Source organism: Mycobacterium helveticum (genome assembly GCF_007714205.1).
Classification (GTDB): Bacteria; Actinomycetota; Actinomycetes; order Mycobacteriales; family Mycobacteriaceae; genus Mycobacterium; species Mycobacterium helveticum.
The window spans coordinates 1-17,333 of the sequence record NZ_VMQU01000115.1; the positions used below are offsets into that span (position 1 = coordinate 1).

Annotated in this window: 17 protein-coding genes, 1 tRNA gene and 1 pseudogene; 10 read left to right on the forward strand and 9 right to left on the reverse strand. The window is 65.0% G+C overall.

What is annotated here, in order from left to right; all coding sequences use genetic code 11:
- Window positions 1-167: 167 nt before the first annotated feature.
- Together pstA and pstB are read left to right on the forward strand one after the other, a co-directional pair.
- Window positions 168-977 carry a phosphate ABC transporter permease PstA gene (gene pstA, locus FPZ47_RS21390; protein ID WP_168209529.1) on the forward strand — a complete coding sequence of 270 codons (810 nt, stop codon included), beginning with the start codon at window positions 168-170 and terminating at the stop codon, window positions 975-977.
- Window positions 978-1,188: 211 nt separating this feature from the next.
- The gene (gene pstB / locus FPZ47_RS21395) at window positions 1,189-1,974 is read left to right on the forward strand and encodes a phosphate ABC transporter ATP-binding protein PstB (protein ID WP_144954949.1); all 786 of its coding nucleotides are present in this window, start codon (window positions 1,189-1,191) and stop codon (window positions 1,972-1,974) included.
- Window positions 1,975-2,149: 175 nt separating this feature from the next.
- On the opposite strand, the gene FPZ47_RS21400 is transcribed toward pstB, so the two are convergent.
- Window positions 2,150-2,458, reverse strand: a complete 309-nt coding sequence (locus FPZ47_RS21400) for a thioredoxin family protein (protein WP_144954921.1) — start codon at window positions 2,456-2,458, stop codon at window positions 2,150-2,152.
- A 425-nt stretch (window positions 2,459-2,883) separates the two neighbouring features.
- On the opposite strand from FPZ47_RS21400, the gene arsD reads away from it, so the two are divergent.
- The 3 genes from arsD (at window position 2,884) to FPZ47_RS21415 (ending at window position 5,711) form a co-directional block, all read left to right on the forward strand.
- A complete protein-coding gene (arsD, locus tag FPZ47_RS21405) occupies window positions 2,884-3,327 on the forward strand; it encodes an arsenite efflux transporter metallochaperone ArsD (RefSeq protein WP_144954924.1) in 444 nt (147 codons plus the stop codon).
- Between the two features lie 16 nt (window positions 3,328-3,343).
- A complete protein-coding gene (arsA, locus tag FPZ47_RS21410) occupies window positions 3,344-5,113 on the forward strand; it encodes an arsenical pump-driving ATPase (RefSeq protein ID WP_144954927.1) in 1,770 nt (589 codons plus the stop codon).
- Window positions 5,114-5,297: 184 nt separating this feature from the next.
- Window positions 5,298-5,711, forward strand: coding sequence for a pyridoxamine 5'-phosphate oxidase family protein (locus FPZ47_RS21415; protein WP_144954930.1), 414 nt, complete (start codon window positions 5,298-5,300; stop codon window positions 5,709-5,711).
- A 21-nt stretch (window positions 5,712-5,732) separates the two neighbouring features.
- Here FPZ47_RS21415 and FPZ47_RS28520 read toward each other — a convergent pair whose 3' ends face one another.
- The 4 genes from FPZ47_RS28520 to FPZ47_RS21430 form a co-directional block, all read right to left on the reverse strand.
- Complete coding sequence (locus FPZ47_RS28520; protein WP_168209530.1) at window positions 5,733-5,888, reverse strand: hypothetical protein; 156 nt, start codon at window positions 5,886-5,888, stop codon at window positions 5,733-5,735.
- A 63-nt stretch (window positions 5,889-5,951) separates the two neighbouring features.
- Window positions 5,952-7,580: a peptide chain release factor 3 gene (locus tag FPZ47_RS21420; RefSeq protein WP_144954932.1), complete on the reverse strand. Its 1,629-nt coding sequence runs from the start codon at window positions 7,578-7,580 to the stop codon at window positions 5,952-5,954.
- A gap of 71 nt (window positions 7,581-7,651) precedes the next feature.
- A complete protein-coding gene (locus FPZ47_RS21425) occupies window positions 7,652-8,884 on the reverse strand; it encodes an MFS transporter (RefSeq protein WP_144954952.1) in 1,233 nt (410 codons plus the stop codon).
- A 280-nt stretch (window positions 8,885-9,164) separates the two neighbouring features.
- On the reverse strand, window positions 9,165-9,584 hold the full coding sequence (locus FPZ47_RS21430; RefSeq protein ID WP_144954955.1) for a MerR family transcriptional regulator: 420 nt from the start codon (window positions 9,582-9,584) through the stop codon (window positions 9,165-9,167).
- A gap of 484 nt (window positions 9,585-10,068) precedes the next feature.
- On the opposite strand from FPZ47_RS21430, the gene FPZ47_RS21435 reads away from it, so the two are divergent.
- From FPZ47_RS21435 to FPZ47_RS21450, 4 genes are all read left to right on the forward strand, one after another.
- Window positions 10,069-10,593, forward strand: a complete 525-nt coding sequence (locus tag FPZ47_RS21435; RefSeq protein ID WP_246133518.1) for a pyridoxamine 5'-phosphate oxidase family protein — start codon at window positions 10,069-10,071, stop codon at window positions 10,591-10,593.
- A 53-nt stretch (window positions 10,594-10,646) separates the two neighbouring features.
- Window positions 10,647-12,749 (forward strand): HelD family protein, encoded by a 2,103-nt coding sequence (locus tag FPZ47_RS21440; protein ID WP_246133519.1) that lies wholly within the window; start codon window positions 10,647-10,649, stop codon window positions 12,747-12,749.
- 304 nt (window positions 12,750-13,053) lie between these two features.
- Complete coding sequence (locus FPZ47_RS21445) at window positions 13,054-13,770, forward strand: polyamine aminopropyltransferase (RefSeq protein ID WP_144954935.1); 717 nt, start codon at window positions 13,054-13,056, stop codon at window positions 13,768-13,770.
- 307 nt (window positions 13,771-14,077) lie between these two features.
- Window positions 14,078-14,151: transfer RNA gene (locus FPZ47_RS21450), tRNA-Ile, on the forward strand.
- A gap of 79 nt (window positions 14,152-14,230) precedes the next feature.
- Here FPZ47_RS21450 and FPZ47_RS21455 read toward each other — a convergent pair.
- The 3 genes and pseudogenes from FPZ47_RS21455 to FPZ47_RS29730 form a co-directional block, all read right to left on the reverse strand.
- Complete coding sequence (locus FPZ47_RS21455; RefSeq protein ID WP_144954938.1) at window positions 14,231-14,560, reverse strand: type II toxin-antitoxin system PemK/MazF family toxin; 330 nt, start codon at window positions 14,558-14,560, stop codon at window positions 14,231-14,233.
- A gap of 2 nt (window positions 14,561-14,562) precedes the next feature.
- On the reverse strand, window positions 14,563-14,775 hold the full coding sequence (locus FPZ47_RS21460) for an antitoxin MazE family protein (protein WP_144954941.1): 213 nt from the start codon (window positions 14,773-14,775) through the stop codon (window positions 14,563-14,565).
- A gap of 68 nt (window positions 14,776-14,843) precedes the next feature.
- Window positions 14,844-15,050, reverse strand: a pseudogene (locus FPZ47_RS29730) (FKBP-type peptidyl-prolyl cis-trans isomerase); the annotation flags it as partial.
- A gap of 147 nt (window positions 15,051-15,197) precedes the next feature.
- Here FPZ47_RS29730 and FPZ47_RS21470 point away from each other — a divergent pair.
- On the forward strand, window positions 15,198-15,482 hold the full coding sequence (locus FPZ47_RS21470) for a hypothetical protein (RefSeq protein ID WP_246133520.1): 285 nt from the start codon (window positions 15,198-15,200) through the stop codon (window positions 15,480-15,482).
- A 15-nt stretch (window positions 15,483-15,497) separates the two neighbouring features.
- On the opposite strand, the gene FPZ47_RS30275 is transcribed toward FPZ47_RS21470, so the two are convergent.
- Window positions 15,498-17,333 (reverse strand): alkaline phosphatase family protein (locus FPZ47_RS30275; RefSeq protein WP_145039583.1); only part of this gene is annotated, 1,836 nt, incomplete at its 5' end.

Sequence of the window (17,333 nt, forward strand, 5' to 3'; positions counted from 1 at the left end):
GCAGTGACCTGGTGGCACCTCGGGTGCATCAACGCTTCATCCAGAAGCGATGACCTCAGGAAGGTAGTCCAGTGAGCCTGACGCTCGATCGACCGATCAAAGCGCCCCTGCCTGGCAGTGGCGGGCGCTTTCCCGGCTTACGCCGCCGCCGACTCATCAATTTGTTCATGCACGGACTGCTGCTGCTGGTCATGGTCGCCACCGCCGGCGTGCTCATCTGGGTGCTGGCCTACGTCGCCGGACAAGGACTGAAGTACCTGGGCCCCCAGTTCCTTACCCAGACGCCACCCGGCAATCCGAGCCAGCCCGGCGGGGGATTCCTCAACGGCATCATCGGAAGTGTCATCACCACCGGCATCGCCACCGCGCTGTCGGTGCCCGTCGGTGTCGCCGCCGCCGTCTACTTTGTCGAGTACGGTGGTCGGTTGGCCCGGGTGGCGCGCTTTCTCACCGACATCCTGGTCGGTGTACCTACCATTGTCACTGGCGCATTGGTTTACGCGGTGTGGGTGGTGTTCTTCGGGTTCTCCGGAATTGCCGGGGGAATTGCGCTGGGCCTGGTGATGCTGCCACTGGTGATTCGATCCACCGAAGAGATGCTGCGGCTCGTGCCGCGCGAGCTGCGCGAAGCCTCGCTGGCGCTGGGTGTGACCAAGGCGCACACCGTCAGGTCAGTCGTATTGCCCACGGCCAGTTCGGGAATCATCACCGGTGTCATGCTCGCGGTCGCGCGAGCGATGGGTGAAACGGCGCCGCTGCTGCTGACCGCGCTCGGCAACGACTTGTTCATCGAACTCGACCCGACCAAACGGATGTCGACCCTGTCGCTGCAGATCTTCGGCAACGCCATCACCGGGTTCAAAGCCGCCCAGGCCCGAGCCTGGGCGGGAGCACTCACCTTGGTGATAATGGTGCTGCTGTTCACTGTCGCGGCGCGGCTCATCGCTCGCCGGTCCAGCGTCAGCCGCGGGCGTTGACCAGCGCCGCCGGGTGGGGCAGTGGTGGGGCAGCCCTTTTGCGCAGCAACAATCACACGCGTCCGCCGACAGGGTCTGGACGCGAACGACAGCATCGGAGGATCGAATGATCCAGGACGTCAACACAACAACGGATGACGCGGCGATCGGACGTCCCGAACATGCGGCCGCACCGACTGCGACGACGCCGGTGACGGCCGGCGTCCGCGAAATGCGCAGGAGCGCCACACTGCTCGAGGTACGCGATCTCAACATCTACTACGGCACCTTTTGCGCGGTGGCCGATGTGACCATGACGGTCAGTCCGCGAAGTGTCACCGCGTTGATAGGACCCTCCGGATGCGGAAAGTCCAGCGTTCTGCGGGCCCTGAACCGCATGCACGAAACCACCCCGGGAGCACGGGTGACAGGATCGGTGTTGGTCGATGGCCAGGACATCTACGGTCCACGGATCGGCGCGGTTGGTGTGCGGCGCATGGTCGGGATGGTGTTCCAGCGGCCAAACCCCTTTCCTACCATGTCGATTCTCGACAATGTGGTCGCCGGGGTGAAACTCCAAGGAAAGCACGACAAGAAAAGCCTCGACGAACTCGCCGAATGGTCGTTGCGCGGGGTAAACCTGTGGAACGAGGTCAAAGACCGGCTGGGCAGTCCCGGCGGCAGCCTTTCCGGTGGCCAGCAGCAGCGGCTGTGCATCGCCCGATCAATCGCCGTCTCGCCCAACGTATTGCTCATGGACGAACCCTGCTCTGCGCTCGACCCCATCTCGACGCTGGCGATCGAGGACCTGATCGGTGAACTCAAGCAGGACTACACCATCGTCATCGTTACCCACAACATGCAGCAGGCCGCCCGCGTCAGCGATCAGACCGCGTTCTTCAACCTGGAAGCCACCGGCAAGCCTGGGCGGTTGATCGAAGTCAACGCCACCGAGAAGATCTTCTCCACACCCGACGAGAAGGCCACCGAAGACTATATTTCCGGCCGCTTCGGCTGAATTTCCGGCCGCTTCGGCTGACCCCTCGGCCTTGACCCCACCACCCGTCACGCGTGCACGGTGACAACGCTTCCCCGGCCCTGCCGTCATCACCGATTTCGGCCCCCTCAGTTGGTTGCCGCGATGGTGACCCGTACCGCGAATCCCGGCGTGTGAAGGCCTGATTGTGGGGACGTCAGGACGCCTGGTTGAGGACCTCGACAAGCTGTTCGACGGTGGGCGAACCGGCGAGGCCGTCCGGCGTCTTGTAGACGCGACACGCCAGCCCGACCGCGTCGGCAGACCGCAGGAACGGATCCTGTCCGTCGATCCGCAGCGTAGGCGACCCGGCAAACTCGCAGACTGCAGCCTCTTCAGGCGTTTGCACCCGCTTGAACGTGATGGCGACATCGCCGTGACCCGTGGCCGCAAGAGCCTCAGTCAACCGTCGCTTCAACGTGATCCAATTCGGGCACCCATCGAAGTACAACAGCTCTACGCGCACTCACTCATTATGCGCCGTGGAACCGCGCGTGTCGGCCTGCGCCGGCCGGCGTTGGCGTCGCGATCGGGCGCTGTTGTTGACAGGTTGATTCGAAAGCTGTCAATATCGACGTATGTCGAATCAGACGGCCGGCATGAGTGCTCCACACTCCTCGTCGCCGGCCGGTGAGCCCCTGAGCGGGGTTCCCGCCGGGGCGCCCGCGCCGATGTCCGAGGCTCTGTGCGCTCCGCTCCGTCTCGGCACCCATCGATTTGTCCCCGCCCACCGTCTCCCATCACCTCGACGCGCTGCGCCCGGCACGGCTGCCGGGCACTCACCGCAGGGGCTACCGGGTCTGGTTCCGGGTGATTCTCGCAGTCCTGCGGCAACTTTCAGCAAACCTACGTGGTACCACGTCACCGGCACACATCAAGGAGGTCGTTTCAATGAGCGTTTCCAGGAGCGTTTCCAGGAGCGTTTCAAGGCGCAAAGTCGAGGTTTTCGAACCCGCGTTGTGCTGCGCCACCGGCGTTTGCGGCGAGGACGTCGCCCAGGAATTGGTGACGTTCTCCGCTGACATGGATTTCGTCCGCAGCCGCGGCGGAGATGTGTCCCGCTACAACCTCGCGAGCGAGCCGCTGGCGTTCGCCCACAACGACGCGGTGAAAGCCTTCCTGGACGTTGCCGGATCGGACGGCCTACCGCTGGTTCTCGTCGACGGGATCACCGCGATGACCGGCCGCTATCCCGACCGCGCCCGGCTCGCCGCCTGGGCCGGAGTCGAAGCTTCCGGCCCGACCGAATCGACCGCCCTCGACATCACCGATGCGACCCGCGCCGGAGGGGGCTGCTGCGGCAGCGACGGCCCGGGCGCCGCCGGCTGCTGCTGAAAGAACTGGACACCATATGAAATTTCTCGACACTCCGCCACGATTTCTGTTCTTCACCGGCAAGGGCGGTGTGGGCAAGACCTCCATCGCGTGCGCCACGGCGATCATCCTGGCCCGCCACGGTAAAAAGGTGCTGCTGGTCAGCACCGACCCGGCGTCCAACATCGGGCAGGTCTTCGGGCTGACGATCGGCAACACGATAACCGCGATCCCCGCCGTCGAGGGGCTCGCGGCACTGGAGATCGACCCCGAACAGGCCGCCGACGCCTACCGTGAACGCATCATCGGCCCGGTGCGTGGTCTGCTACCCGAGCCGGAGATAGCGTCGATCACCGAACAACTCTCCGGTTCGTGCACCACCGAGATCGCCTCCTTCAACGAATTCACCGCACTCCTTACCGATTCCGACGGTCAGGTCGGACGGTTCGAACACGTGTTGTTCGACACCGCACCAACCGGGCACACCATCCGGCTGCTGCAATTGCCGGGCTCATGGAACGAGTTCCTCAGCGAGGGCAAAGGCGACGCGTCCTGCCTGGGGCCACTGTCCGGCTTGGAGAAGCAACGCACCGTCTACGCCGAGGCCGTGCGGGCCCTGTCCGATCCCCAGCGCACCCGCCTGGTGCTGGTGGCCCGTGCCCAGAAATCGACCCTCGCCGAGATCGCCCGCACCCACGCTGAACTCGCAGCGCTCGGCTTGACTCATCAGTACGTCGTGATCAACGGGGTCCTGCCCGCCCCCGCCGACGCCGGCGACCCGCTCGCTGCGGCGATCCACCAACGCGAGCGCCAGGCGATTGCGGCACTGCCCGACGAACTGCGTTCGCTGCCAATCGATCAAGTGGAACTCAAGCCCAACAACATCGTTGGCGTGGACGCATTGGCCGCGCTGTTCACCCCGAATGCCGACATAGCCGACCGGCCAGAAGAATCGGCTCCACCCGTCGCCGACGCCCCGCTGGCGAACCTGATCGACGAACTCGTCGCCGCCAACCATGGATTGATCATGTGCATGGGCAAGGGCGGGGTCGGCAAGACAACCGTTGCCGCCGCGATCGCGGTCGCCCTCGCCGACCGGGGCCACCAGGTGCACCTGACCACCACCGACCCGGCCGGGCACCTCACCGAAACCCTGCACGGAACGATGGACAACCTGCAGGTGTCGAGCATCGACCCCGCGGAGGCCACCCGCGCCTACCGCGACCACGTGTTGGCCACCAAGGGCGCCGCGCTCGACGAACAGGGCCGCGCGGCGCTCGCCGAAGATTTACGCTCCCCATGCACCGAGGAAGTCGCGGTGTTTCAGGCGTTCTCCCGCATCATCAGCGAATCGCAGCACAAATTCGTCGTCGTCGACACCGCACCGACCGGCCACACTCTGCTCCTACTCGACGCCACCGGCTCGTATCACCGCGAAATCGCCCGCCAACTGGGCAACCGGCGCTTCGTGACGCCGCTGATGCGCCTGCAGAACCCGGACCTGACCAAAGTCATCGTCATCACCCACGCCGAAACCACACCTGTCCTGGAAGCAGCGGGCCTGCAAGAAGAACTCGAACGCGCCGACATCCACCCGTGGGCCTGGGTGATCAACAACTCGCTCGCCGCGGCGAACCCCACGGCACCGCTTCTTCGGCAGCGCGCGCTCGCGGAGCTGGGCGAAATCGAAAAGGCACGACGCGAGCACGCCGACCGAATCGCCCTGGTGCCACTGCTGGCAACCGAACCCGTCGGCATCCCGGCGCTAGAAGCGCTGACGGAGCCGCGACGCGCGGTAACCCGCTAGCCGCGCCCAGCGGTGTCCTGGATGGCCGCTTTCGAGGGGATACGGACCCGCGACCGTGAGATGACAATACTCTTACGTTAAGATAGATTTTGCACGTGTGGCCTGCCGGACGCATTCCTTGCAGCACACTTCCGAGCCGAAAACAAACGGCCGATCGTTCGGAGCAGACCCCGGGAGACAGACTGTGCAGAAAGAAAATGTACGCAAACTGCGCGAAGTGCTGCAGACACTTGACACCGTGATGTTGACGACCGTCGACGACAAGTACCACCTCGTCAGTCGGCCCATGGCCGTTCGCTTGGCTGACTTTGATGGTGTGGTGCGCCTGTTCGCTCCCACGGACGCGCGGTGTGTCGCACACATCGCTGCGCGGGCCTGGGTCAACGTCGCATATACCTCACCCGCTGTGTCGGTTTCGCTGGCCGGGCTGGCCACACTGGTCACCGACCACCAGCGCGTCGCACGTTACTGGCACGACGGATTCAAGCCCTGGTCGGCGGGACCCACCGCGGCCACGCTGATCGAGATCAGTGTCTTCGAGGGTCGCAGCTGGACCGTGTCGGAACCGGCGCAGCAGGTAGCCAGGCGCGCCGGATAGCGGCCGCGCGGGTATCCGACGTCAATGGCTGTTCCCAGCATGATCGAGCGAGCCCGCGGAGCGCTCCTCGGGGCCTTCACCGGAGACACCGAGATGATGATCGTGCTCGCCGAGCACCTCGCCCGGCACGACGGGGTCGATGCCCCCGCCCTTGCGGAGGCCGTCCTGTCCCGGCACGATCCGCAGCGCGGCTACGGCTCGCGCTGGTGGCCTCGTGCGGTGAAAGTGACCCCCTGGCCGTTACGGCCCGGCGGCGATCAGCGGGTCGAGCATAAGTTCCGGGTGGTTGCGCTGAATGATTTCCATCCGCCATTTGTCGCTGAACAGCGCCAGTAGCGCTCCGTCGGTGCGCGTGAGCACTTCGACGCCCGATTGAGCGTCGAGAAAGCCAACATCTTCGGGTCGGGTGCGCCGCACGACGCTGTAGTTGAGGTGTTCGAGACTGATCGGGGTGTGCAGTTCGCCGCCCATGCGGTGACTGGTGACCTCGAACTGCATGGGTCCGACCGCGGCCAGCACGGGGGCTTGGTCGCCGCGCCGATCGGAGCGCAGGACCTGGATGACGCCTTCTTGTTCGAGTTGGGTGATGCCGCGTCGAAATGCCTTGTGCCTGCTCGTATCGGCGGCTCGGGCAACAGCGAAATGTTCGGGGGAGAACTGCGGTATCGCGGGAAATTCGACGTGATCGCCGCGGTAGAGAGTATCGCCGACGCGTAACGCGGTGGCGTTGACCAAACCGATCACGTCGCCCGGCCAGGCCGTGTCGAGGACGGTGCGTTGTTGACCGAAGACCGACTGTGCGTACTTGGTGGCGAACGGCCGTCGGGTCGCGGCGTGGGTGACGATGTCGCCGCGGCGAAACACACCAGAACAGACTCGCGCGTAGGCCAGTCGGTCGCGATGCGCGGCATCCATACCGGCCTGCACTTTGAACACGAACGCACTGAACTCGTCGTCGACCGGACGCAGGTCACCGCTCCTGCCGACCTTGGCTGCCGGCGACGGGGCATGCTGCACAAGGACATCGAGCAGCTGGTTGACACCAAAGTTGAGCACCGCCGAGGTGAACAGCACCGGGGTGCTGCGACAGGCCAAAAATGCGGGTGAATCGAAGCCGGCGCCGTCGGCGGTCAGTAACTCGCACTCCTCGACCGCCTGGAGCCAGGCCGATCCGGCCAGCTCCTCGGCCGCGGCCGGATCGAGGTGCTCCTCGGGCGCTGCGGTCGCCCCGCCGGCGGTGCGGATGAACCGGATGAAGCGTCCGCTGCGGCGGTCGAGCACGCCATGAAAGTCCCCGGCAATCCCCACGGGCCACGTCAACGGTGTCGGTCGCAGCCCGATGCGGCCTTCGATCTCGTCGAGCAGTTCCAGCGCGTCGCGCCCGGGCCGGTCCCACTTGTTGATGACGGTGATGATCGGTATCTCCCGCTGGCGGCAAACCTGGAACAGCTTGAGTGTCTGCGGTTCCAGACCTTTGGCGGCATCGATGAGCATGACCGCACAGTCGACGGCGGTCAGCACTCGGTAAGTGTCTTCGGAGAAGTCGGCGTGGCCGGGGGTGTCGAGGAGGTTGATCACGCAGTCGGTGCCGTCGGCCGATCGATAGGCGAACTGCAGGGCGGTCGACGTGATGGAAATGCCGCGCGCCTTTTCCATGTCCATCCAGTCCGAGACGGTCGAGCGCCGCCCGGCCTTGCCGTGGATTGCTCCGGCCTCGGTGATCACCCGGGCGTGTAGGGCCAACGCTTCCGTAAGGGTGGATTTCCCGGCGTCGGGATGGCTGATGACGGCAAAGGTCCGCCTGCGCCCCGCCTCGGCAATCACCCGCGACGCCGACGCCTGCTCCGGCGCGGCCAGTTCAGAGCTCATGAAGTTGCTTTCGCCAATCCTCGACGGGGAATCGTCTTCCCGCGCAGAAAGTACCCTTACGAAATGGTAGTTTATCCGGCCTCGTGTACGCGCTCCCGTCGCGCAGTCGGCCGGCGGACACCGACGCACTGCCGGTATCGCCGGCCGGTACGCGGCGCGGGCGCGACCAGCGCGAAGACGGCCACGGCCAGCGGAATCGGCGCCAGCATGGCCATCGTGGTGCCGTAGGTTCCGACGATGTCGTGGCCGAGCGCGACCGCCAGCGGCCCGAACGCCGTGGATCCGACGCTGATGGTGGTCGCGATGCCGCGGATCGCGCCGATGTGGCTGGTGCCGAAGTAGTGGGCGAAGGCCGCGGCCTCGATGGAGCGGATCGCGCCGCCCGACAGTCCCAAGACCAGCCCGTAGCCCAGCGCGGTGGCGCCCGGGGTGATTACCGCCGTGGTCAACAGGGCTACTGAGAGCGCCACCATGGCCAAAGCGAGTCCGAATTTCGGGGCAACGATATCGGCGGACGCGCCGATCAGCAGAGTGCCGATGAGGGCGGCGACGGTCTGCGGGATGAAGTTGGCGGCGGCCTCGGTGGCGGTGAGTCCCCGTTCTCCGAGCAGGGCGATCTGATGGAAGTTCAGGCCGGTGGTCACCATGCCGGAAGTCGCCAGGCCGGCAGCGATTGCCCAGAACATCGCGGTACGGACGGCCGTCCGCGCAGTCCACCGCGGCCCCACGGCGTCAGGCTCCGCCGAACAGTCAGTTCCCATCGGGATTTCCGTGCGAGTGCGGTCGGGCCGAGGCAGCCGGCGCAGTCCCACGATGCCAATGGGTACGACCAGGCTCCAGACGGCGAGACCTTCGATGATCCACATCGTCTGGATCCCCAGTTGTGACACGAGCCGCTCCAGGACGAGCGGCGCCATCGACACACCGGCAGAACCGACGCCTGCGGTCACTCCGAGCATCATTCCGCGCCGTGTGCTCACGTGCACCGCAACCAAGGTCGTGGCCACCAACCCCAGCGCGCCCTGCCCGCACATGCGTATCCCCACGAATCCGGCAGTGAGCGTGAAAAGCGATGTTGCAAAACCGAGTCCGACCAGCACCGCGCCGAAGAGCAGACCAACACCGATCATCAACGGCCGCACGCCATATCGGTCCAGCGCTCGGCCCACCCACGGCATCGCCGCCGCACCGAGCAGCGTGCCGATCAGATAGCTGGCCGACAACTGGGTGCGGCTGATCTGCAACGCGGCGATCAGCGGGTCGGTAAACACGGACACTGCCGCCGTCTGCCCCGGCGCTGTCATCACGGCCGCCACACTTGCCCACCCGACAACGGCAAGCTGGCCCGGCCGGGGCTTGATGACGGGGCCGGCTGTGGTGGCCCTCACCGTTGGCGTCCACGCTGCGCTGACACCCTGGCGCCTTGGCGGGCCCACACGTGTTGCGTGCCGAAGATCCCAGCGGCGCCAATACCTACAGTCACGTAAGGGTACGTTAACCTATCGACGGATGCGGCCTTGATCGACGTCACTGTCGATGAGTCGCGGTTTGGCAGCCGTCCGAGATGGCCGGGCAGGTCGGTGTTCAGCGGGTGGTCACGTGGGCCGATGAGCGTCGGCCCGTGTCGACTTTGGCTTTCGCCCGGTCAGCCAGCAGTTCCGCGAGCTCCTCGGCGTAGGCCAGCTGCTGGCGCAACCGGTCGGCGCTGTCATCGGTTTTGACGCGGTACTCACGCAGGCATTCGACCGCCGACTTACGTTTGGCTGCCGGGGCTTTCGGGTTGTCCAACACATCCAGGGCGGCGAGAAGGTCTTTCATCTCCGCCAGGGTGAAACCCAGCGGCTTCATCCGCCGGATCACCAGCAGCCGGTCGACGTCGGCGTCGGTGTAGAGACGAAAACCACCCGCGCTGCGCGCCGAGGGTGTGACCAGCCCGACATCGTCATAGTGCCGGACCGTGCGGATCGACAGCTGCGTCTGCGCCGCAACCTGCCCGATCTGCATGTGGACACCCTGCGTGTCACTCACCGTGGCTCAACCTCCTGTCCACCGGCCCGACCCGCTCGACCAGCCAGTTGGCTCTCAACTCTAACCACACGGCACGCGGCTCAGTCGCATCCTCGCCAAGGTGCCTCTACCGTAACGGATGAGTAGAGTCCTGCATGGCTATGGGCGCGCTGTGATGTCGATCCGAAAGCTGCTTGGCGCATTTCCCGGCGCGGCGATGCCGTCGGACATGAGCGAACTCGACGCAATGCGCAGGTTCGTTGCGGGTGGCATCGGCGTTGAGGGCGTTGAGGACGACGTGACCCGCGCCGCGGGCCGGTGCACGCGAGACCGAGAATGTTACTCTAACGTAATGGTAGAGTTTGGTTGGTGGCCGGGTGGGCGGGTCACCTGCATGATGTCAGTCCGAAGTTTGCACTGAGATTTTGCGCCGGGAGTTTGCACTGGGCGACCGGAGAAGCATCTGATGGCTGAGGAGAACGTGCAGAAGCTCGCCGACGCTCCGCGGTCGCTGGACCGCATCATGTTGACCACGCTGGATGAGAGCGGGTGTCTGGTCAGCCGGCCGATGACACTGCGTGTCGATCACTTCGACGGCACATTGTTGTTGTCCGCGCCGACGGATTCCCGAGCGATCGCCGACATCACGGCCAACCCGAAGGTCAACATCTCCTACACGGGCCCCATGACCTCGCTGTCGATCGCCGCAACCGCCACCATCACCCCCAATCCCGAGCGGGTGAGCGCCCCATTGGCACCACGGTTTGGATCCGTGGTTCCCCTGCGGCGCCGAAGGTGCAGCCATGATCGAACTCACCGTCGATGCGGCGGTTCTGGACCTTTGCCGGCCAACGCCCTTTGCCGCTGCGGGTCCGCAATGGAATGCGGCAGGTCGATGTTGCCGACCTCGTGTAGTGCGTCGGCCACGCACCTTTTGCCGGCTTTGGCTTGGCGGTGGAAAGCAGCCATGAGCCTCTGGCGCAGCCATTCCGCCGCCCTACCCTAACGTGACGGTAGTTTTTTACAGGCGAGCTCGAACCGGAGATGACTTTGACGGATATGCAGACACCAGACGAAGAACAAGAGCGGCGGTATCTGGCCGAGACGGTGCAACTGCTCACCATGGAGCTGCAGCGTCTCAGCGACTCCATCGACACGTCCGCCAGAACCATCCAGGAGCAAAAACAGCACCTGTGGGAGAACCGGCGTGATATGGATTTTGCCGAGAAGGCCACGTTCCGTACGGATGTGAACGTGTCCGTCGCCCTGGGCGAGCGCGCCGTGATGACGCGACAACGCATCAAGCGGCTCCTCGAGTCCCCCTATTTCGGACGCGTCGACTTCCACCGGGAAAGCGACACCGAGCAAAGCGCCTACTACATCGGTGTGCACAATTTCTTCGACCCACAGACCCGCGAGGTCCGGGTCCACGACTGGCGGGCTCCGGTGTCAAGTCTCTTCTACGACTTCGAGTCGGGGGAAGCGTCCTTCGAAAGCCCCGGGGGCAGCGTCCATGGCGAGATTACGGGCAAGCGCCAGTACAAAATCCGGGGCGGGCATCTGGAGTACATGTTCGAAAGCGCGCTGAACATCGGTGACGACATTCTGCAGCGGGAACTCAGTCAGTCCGCCGATGACAAGATGCGCAACATCGTCGCGACCATTCAGCGTGAACAGAACGCCGTGATCCGCAACGAAACTGCGCAGGTGCTGATCCTGCAAGGTGTCGCGGGCTCCGGGAAGACGTCGATCGCACTGCACCGGGTGGCGTTCCTGCTCTACCGGTTCAAAGACACCCTCTCGTCCGACAATGTGATGATCCTTTCCCCCAACAAGGTCTTCGGCGACTACATCGCCGACGTGCTTCCCGAGTTGGGTGAGGAGCAGATCGCCGAGATCGACTTTGACAGGATCGCCGACAAGTTCCTGGCCAACATCACCGACTACGAGACGTTCAGCGAACAGGTGATCAACCTCCTCGACCACGTCGACGAGGTGGCAGCCCAGCGCATGCGTTACAAGGCCACGCCCGAGTTCGTCACCCACCTCGACGAATGGATCACCTCCCGTGCCAAGGAGTTCGCGCCCGTCGAGATCAACCAGCGGCACAAACGACTCTCGGCGCAATGGGTGGCCGACACCTTCGACGAGTGGCACAGCCTGCCGATCTTCGCGCGACTCGACCGCGTGGCCAACACCGCTGTGCACCAGCTCAAACATCAGATTGTGGACGCGGGCGGCAAATGGTCGGCCGCCGACACCGCCGGCGTCCGCAACCAGGTCCGCGCAATGTTTCCCCACAAAGACGCGCTCGCAATCTATAGGGCCTTCTACCGCGACCTCGCCCACCTGCGTTTGTTCAAGCCACTTGGCCGAAACAAGATCGAGTACACCGACGTGTTCCCGCTGATTTACACCATGATCAGCACCGACCGACACGAGGACTACGGCCACATCCGCCACCTGCTGGTCGACGAGATGCAGGACTACACGGCCATCCAGTACGCGGTTCTGCGCAAGCTCTTCACCTGCAAGATGACGATCCTGGGAGATTCCAACCAATCGGTAAACCCGTTCAGCTCCTCCTCGCTGGCGACGATCCACAGCATCTTCCCGGATGCCGATTGTCTCGAGTTGTGCAAGAGCTACCGTTCCACGACCGAGATCACGGAATTCGCCCAGAACATTTCCCGGAACGACAAACTCGTCCCGATCGCGCGCCACGGATTGCCACCCCGGGTGATCTCCTGCGCCGACCGCGGGGACCAGGAGGCGCAGATCCTGACCCTCATCGAGCAGCACAGGCACAGCGATCACCGCTCCCTGGGCATCATCTGCAAGACCGTCGCGCAGGCGGCGACGCTCTATCGCGCCCTGTCGGAAGCCGGCGTCGAGCTGACCCTCCTCGACTACCACAGCACAGCATTCGTCGGCGGCAGCGTCATCACGTCCGCACACATCGCCAAGGGACTGGAGTTCGACGTCGTGATCGTCCCGCACGTCGACGACACGAACTACGCCAACGAAATGGACAACGGCATGCTCTACATCGCCTGCACCAGGGCTATGCACGAGCTGCACCTGACCCACGATGGGCGGCTGTCGCGCTTCCTGGAGTTCGCCGAAGAGCCGCAGAGACCCGCGACGGCGCGAGTGGGCTGATTCCACCAGCGCTTTTATCCCCAATGTGGTTATCCCCAAAGTGGTTCGGATCTCGGTCCGCCGGCCTCGGGTACTCGGCCGTTGGTTTCTTGCCGGAACGGACGACGTCGCGATGATCGACGTCGCGATGATCGACGTCGTCGTCGACGAGTCACGATGGTGGACCATCCGCCGCCGGTTCGGTCCGGCCTGCTGCGGGTCGCGCCGGACGGATGTCCAGGAATTCCGTTGCACTTCAACGGTGCGGCCCCGCCGGCGATTGTGTGTGGCGTGACCGTTTCAGATTGGGCTATCGTCGCTGTCGATGAGCGCACGCTTCGAGGAATTGGGCTGGCAGCAGACGCCGATGGGTGTGATCAGCCTGCGACGCCGATTCGATCTGACAGTGCGGGCCGACGTGTACGAGGTCAAGCTCGATGACGAATACGTCATGTCGAGCCTGTTCACCATCGCCGAACGGGAGCTGGCGCGGCTGGGACTGGCACGGACGCCGGGAGCGGGCCTGGACGTGATCATCGGTGGACTCGGCCTTGGCTACACGGCGCGAGAAGCCTTGAGATGCGACCGGATTCGTACGCTCACCGTCATCGAATACTCCGATGCGGTCATCGACTGGCACCAGCGCGACCTGCTACCGGAAACGGCCGGGCTGGCCGCCGATGGCCGGGTCGCGCTCGTATGCGCGGACTTCTTCGCGGCCGCAACGGGATCGGTGGGTTTCGACCCGCAGCAGCCCGGCCGAACCTATGACGCGATACTGCTCGACATCGACCACTCGCCCCGCCACGTCTTGCACCGTCCACACGCAGACTTCTACACCTACGACGGCCTGCACGCCGTATCCGCTTATCTCGCCCCAGGAGGGGCGTTTGCCCTGTGGTCCGACGATGCGCCGGACGACGACTTCAGGTCGGTCCTGGAAGCCGTTTTCACCGACGTCGAGGCCCAGCAGATCTGGTTCGACAACCCCCTCACCCGAGGCCGGTCGTCCGCCACCATCTATCTGGCGACCCGGCCCTGACACCAGAGTCGGGAGTTGACCGCGTTGAATGATCCGCACCTGCGCGACGCGGAGCGCAATTGGTGACGATCGGCGGGCACGCACCCGTCCCACCGGGCCGTTGCATGACCCTCAGGCGCCAGTCGGGCCGCGTGGCCGAAACCCTCACCTGTCGGTGCCGCAGACCGGAGTCGGCGCGGGCGCTAATGTCACAGCCGTGCAGAAGCTTCTTGGGCACGCGACGGCGGCCATCCCGAGCGCGGGTACTGCGGCCTTGGGCACCAGAGTACGGCGATGCGTCGACTATATTCGCAGCTAGTTAGCACCGGGGGCGGTAGCTCAGTTGGTTAGAGCCGCGGACTCATAATCCGTTGGTCGCGGGTTCGAGCCCCGCCCGCCCCACGTCAGAGGCTATGGCCGACACCTCAATGGCGTGAGGCGGCCGAAACTCGAATCCGCTCCCCAGCCGCCAGCCGCGTTACTACACCGCGAGCCCAAGGAATACCAATAGTGCGCGGTTGAGTCGAACGAGGTCGCCGTCCGATAGGCGACCGACCTGGCGGGTGAGGCTGGAGCGCGGCACCGTCGTCACCTTGTCGATCATCAGCCGGCTGGCTTCCACCAAGCCGGTGGTATCCGACGGTTGCACAGCAACGCGAAGTAGTGGCGCGTCGACGTCGCTGGTGGTGAATGGCACGACCGTGACCGAGGCCGTCGCGTCGAACCGGTCGTCTTGGATGACGACTACCGTGCGGGGTTTTCCACTGTAGGCACCGCGTGCCGCGGCGGTGTAGATGTCGCCTCGTCGCACGTTTACGTGGATTCGTCCCAGTCGGCCGAGACGGCGTCGACGAACGCCTGGTCGTCACGATCCTGTTCGCTGGCGGCCACGAGTGCCGATTGGCGGTGCGCTTCGCGGACGAACTCCGGGGCGTTCACATCGGGAACCCAGATTTGGATTGGCCGCAGGCCTCGTTGCCGTAGTCGCTCGCGATGTCGTCGAACGCGGTCCCGGGCAGGAGACATGAGACCATGTTACATGTAACGGTCCTGCGCGGATGGGCACACATCACTCGCAACATCTGGCTGACCGGTGGCGTGCCCGGTCGCGCGGCGTCGGCCGAGTTCATAGCCACAGCGACCGCGGATCCGGCGTTTTGTCCCGCGATGGCCTTCTGGAAGCTCGGAACCACGCCGGCCAACGAAAACTCGACCGGAGCGCCTCGCGCGTGGCTGCTGTCGAACACCGGCCCGTCACGGCCGTCGCTGCTCGGGTAGCAGACCGATACCTTGGCTTGTCCTCGGCGCCTACGCGGCGAGCGCGTCATCGTGCTGCGACTTGTTCCATCCTTTCGCCGCGGCACGAGACCACCGAGGGATAGTCGCTGGGCTGGGTAGTTGCGGACACCATCGGCGCGCGCTACGACATGACGGTGAGTACACACCATGTGAACCTGACCCAGCAGGAAGCCTCGTTGATCGGCGAAAGTCATCCCGACGCTCTCGAGCGCATGGATGAGAAGCAGCTGAAGGACCTGCAGAGTCGGCTCAGGACTGCGCGCGAGAAGAATTTCAGCCTGTTGCGGCGGCAAGGTGCGGCCCGCGTGGCGGCCGAAGGTGCGCGCGGCGCCGCCCAGCCGGCCAACGAACGGCGCGGTGAAAAGGTGGACGTCTTCGACGAGGCGCTGGCCCGGGTGCGCCAGCGCCTCGACGCCGTCCGTGATACCGACTAGCGCCGGGGTCGGCGATCAGCTCCAGAAGGCGTTCATGGGTTGGGCGTACATGTCGTTGTAGGTGAGCGGGGCCAGGGCTCCTGGCGTCGGACTCAAGGTGTCTTCAAGCGTGGCCATCAGGCTGTACTGGTTGTAGTAGGTGTTGGTGGTGAAGTGCCCGGACTGCATCCCGCCGAGCGTCACGGCGCCCTGGTTCGGGATGACGATCATCGGAACGTTGTTGCCCTGGTTACCGATGCCCAGTGACAGGTTGTTGTAGTCCTCGTCCCACGTGATGATGATTGCGTCCTTCTGGGTCGGGTCGTTCCACGTGGGCGAGCTCTGAATCGTGGACACCTGCTGCTGGACGAACTGGTCGCCGGCCGCGACGTTGTACTGGTGTGTCGTGAGCTGGCTGCCGATAAAGTTGGCAATGCCGGAAGGAGAACTGACGGGGCCTTCCATGTTGTTGGCCTCGTTGGCGGCCAGCCACGCGAATTTCGGTGCGGTGCTGGGGTTCTGCAGATCGGGGCCCAGCTGCGACAGCGGCAGCAGGTGTGTCTGCAGGTAGGCGGGGGTGTTGTTGTAGACGTAGCCGAATTGGGCGAAGGGCAATTGGTCGACGGCATAGTTACCCGAGGACACCAGGTCACCCGGGTAGGGCATGCTCTGCGCGTAGCCGGCCCACGTCACGCCGGTCTGATCCATTTCTTGCATAAGGCTGGGTGCGTTGATGGAGTTGGAGGTCGGGTTGTAGTCGATGCCGAAGTCCGATCCGCCCAGGATCCGGAAATAGTTGGGGTTGCTGGGGTGGCTCAGCGCGTAGTAGTTGTCCGCATATCCGTAGGTGTTGATCAGGCTGTTGATGTAGGGCGCGTTGGGGCTGCCCAGGATGTCGCCGACGCCGTGGTTCTCCATGTAGATCAGGAACACGTGATCCAGTTGGCCGACGTGGGACGTCGGCACGGTGAGCGGCGCGGCGGTGAGGTTTGGATCGCCGACGGTGAACGAGAGGTTGGCGGCGTAAGCGTCGTTGTAGTGGCCGAGGATCGGGTTGTGGTCGGCGAAGGTCGCGGTCACCACCGCCGAGGTGGTGCCCACCGGGATGGTCCCGGAGACGTCGCGTGGCTGAAACCCGGTGATTCCCAGGCGATCCAGCGCGGTGACCGACCCGGCAGAGCCGGTGCCCAGGACGACCCCGTTGGCGCTGAGGAAGGTGACCTTCAGTGAGGTCGCGGACGGATCCAGGAGGTAGCCGCCGAGCATCCCGCTCAGTGTGTACGGCGTTGTGCCGGTGTCGATTCTGCTGACTGCGCCACTGAGGTTCACGGTTTGGCTGATGGTCGACGTCGCCACGGGTCCACCGCCGGCGAAATTGCTGCCGCCGCCCGCCGGCGGGCTGCTCGGGAAACCCAAGAACTTCGGCAGGTCCGGGAACGGGAACGAGAACGGCGACGGGTAGCCGCGCGGGGTGCCGTAGGCGATCACGGTCGGGGTACCGGTCACCGTCCAGCCCGGGATGGTCACCGAGCTGTAGCCCGACCCGGACGGGTCGGCGATTTCGAAGCCGGGGTTGACCAACAGGTTCTGGCTCATCGGCAATCCGGGGATGCCGTTTCTGCCGAGCAGGAGCCCGCCGGCCCCAACGGTTCCGGGGCTGCCCATCAGCGCGAGGGTCCCGGCGTTGCCGCCGTTGCCGCCGTTGCCGCCGTCGCCGATCAGGCCGGCGTTGCCGCCGGTCCCGCCGCCACCGCCGCTGTAGCCGGCGGCCGCGTCCGCGCCGGAACCGCCGGAGCCGCCATTGCCCAGCAGCGACCCGCCGGCCCCGCCGTGGCCGCCCGCCCCGCCGGTGCCCGTTGCGGCGAATCCGCC

Bases quoted from the DNA above. Each gene is read 5' to 3' on its own strand.
- FPZ47_RS21445 (WP_144954935.1), top strand. From the start codon at position 13,054: ATGAGCGCACGCTTCGAGGAATTGGGCTGGCAGCAGACGCCGATGGGT.
- FPZ47_RS21440 (WP_246133519.1), top strand. From the start codon at position 10,647: ATGCAGACACCAGACGAAGAACAAGAGCGGCGGTATCTGGCCGAGACG.
- FPZ47_RS21425 (WP_144954952.1), bottom strand. From the start codon at position 8,884: ATGACAGCGCCGGGGCAGACGGCGGCAGTGTCCGTGTTTACCGACCCG.
- pstA (WP_168209529.1), top strand. From the start codon at position 168: ATGCACGGACTGCTGCTGCTGGTCATGGTCGCCACCGCCGGCGTGCTC.
- arsD (WP_144954924.1), top strand. From the start codon at position 2,884: ATGAGCGTTTCCAGGAGCGTTTCCAGGAGCGTTTCAAGGCGCAAAGTC.
- FPZ47_RS21430 (WP_144954955.1), bottom strand. From the start codon at position 9,584: ATGCAGATCGGGCAGGTTGCGGCGCAGACGCAGCTGTCGATCCGCACG.
- FPZ47_RS21420 (WP_144954932.1), bottom strand. From the start codon at position 7,580: ATGAGCTCTGAACTGGCCGCGCCGGAGCAGGCGTCGGCGTCGCGGGTG.
- pstB (WP_144954949.1), top strand. From the start codon at position 1,189: ATGCGCAGGAGCGCCACACTGCTCGAGGTACGCGATCTCAACATCTAC.
- FPZ47_RS21460 (WP_144954941.1), bottom strand. From the start codon at position 14,775: ATGTCTCCTGCCCGGGACCGCGTTCGACGACATCGCGAGCGACTACGG.
- arsA (WP_144954927.1), top strand. From the start codon at position 3,344: ATGAAATTTCTCGACACTCCGCCACGATTTCTGTTCTTCACCGGCAAG.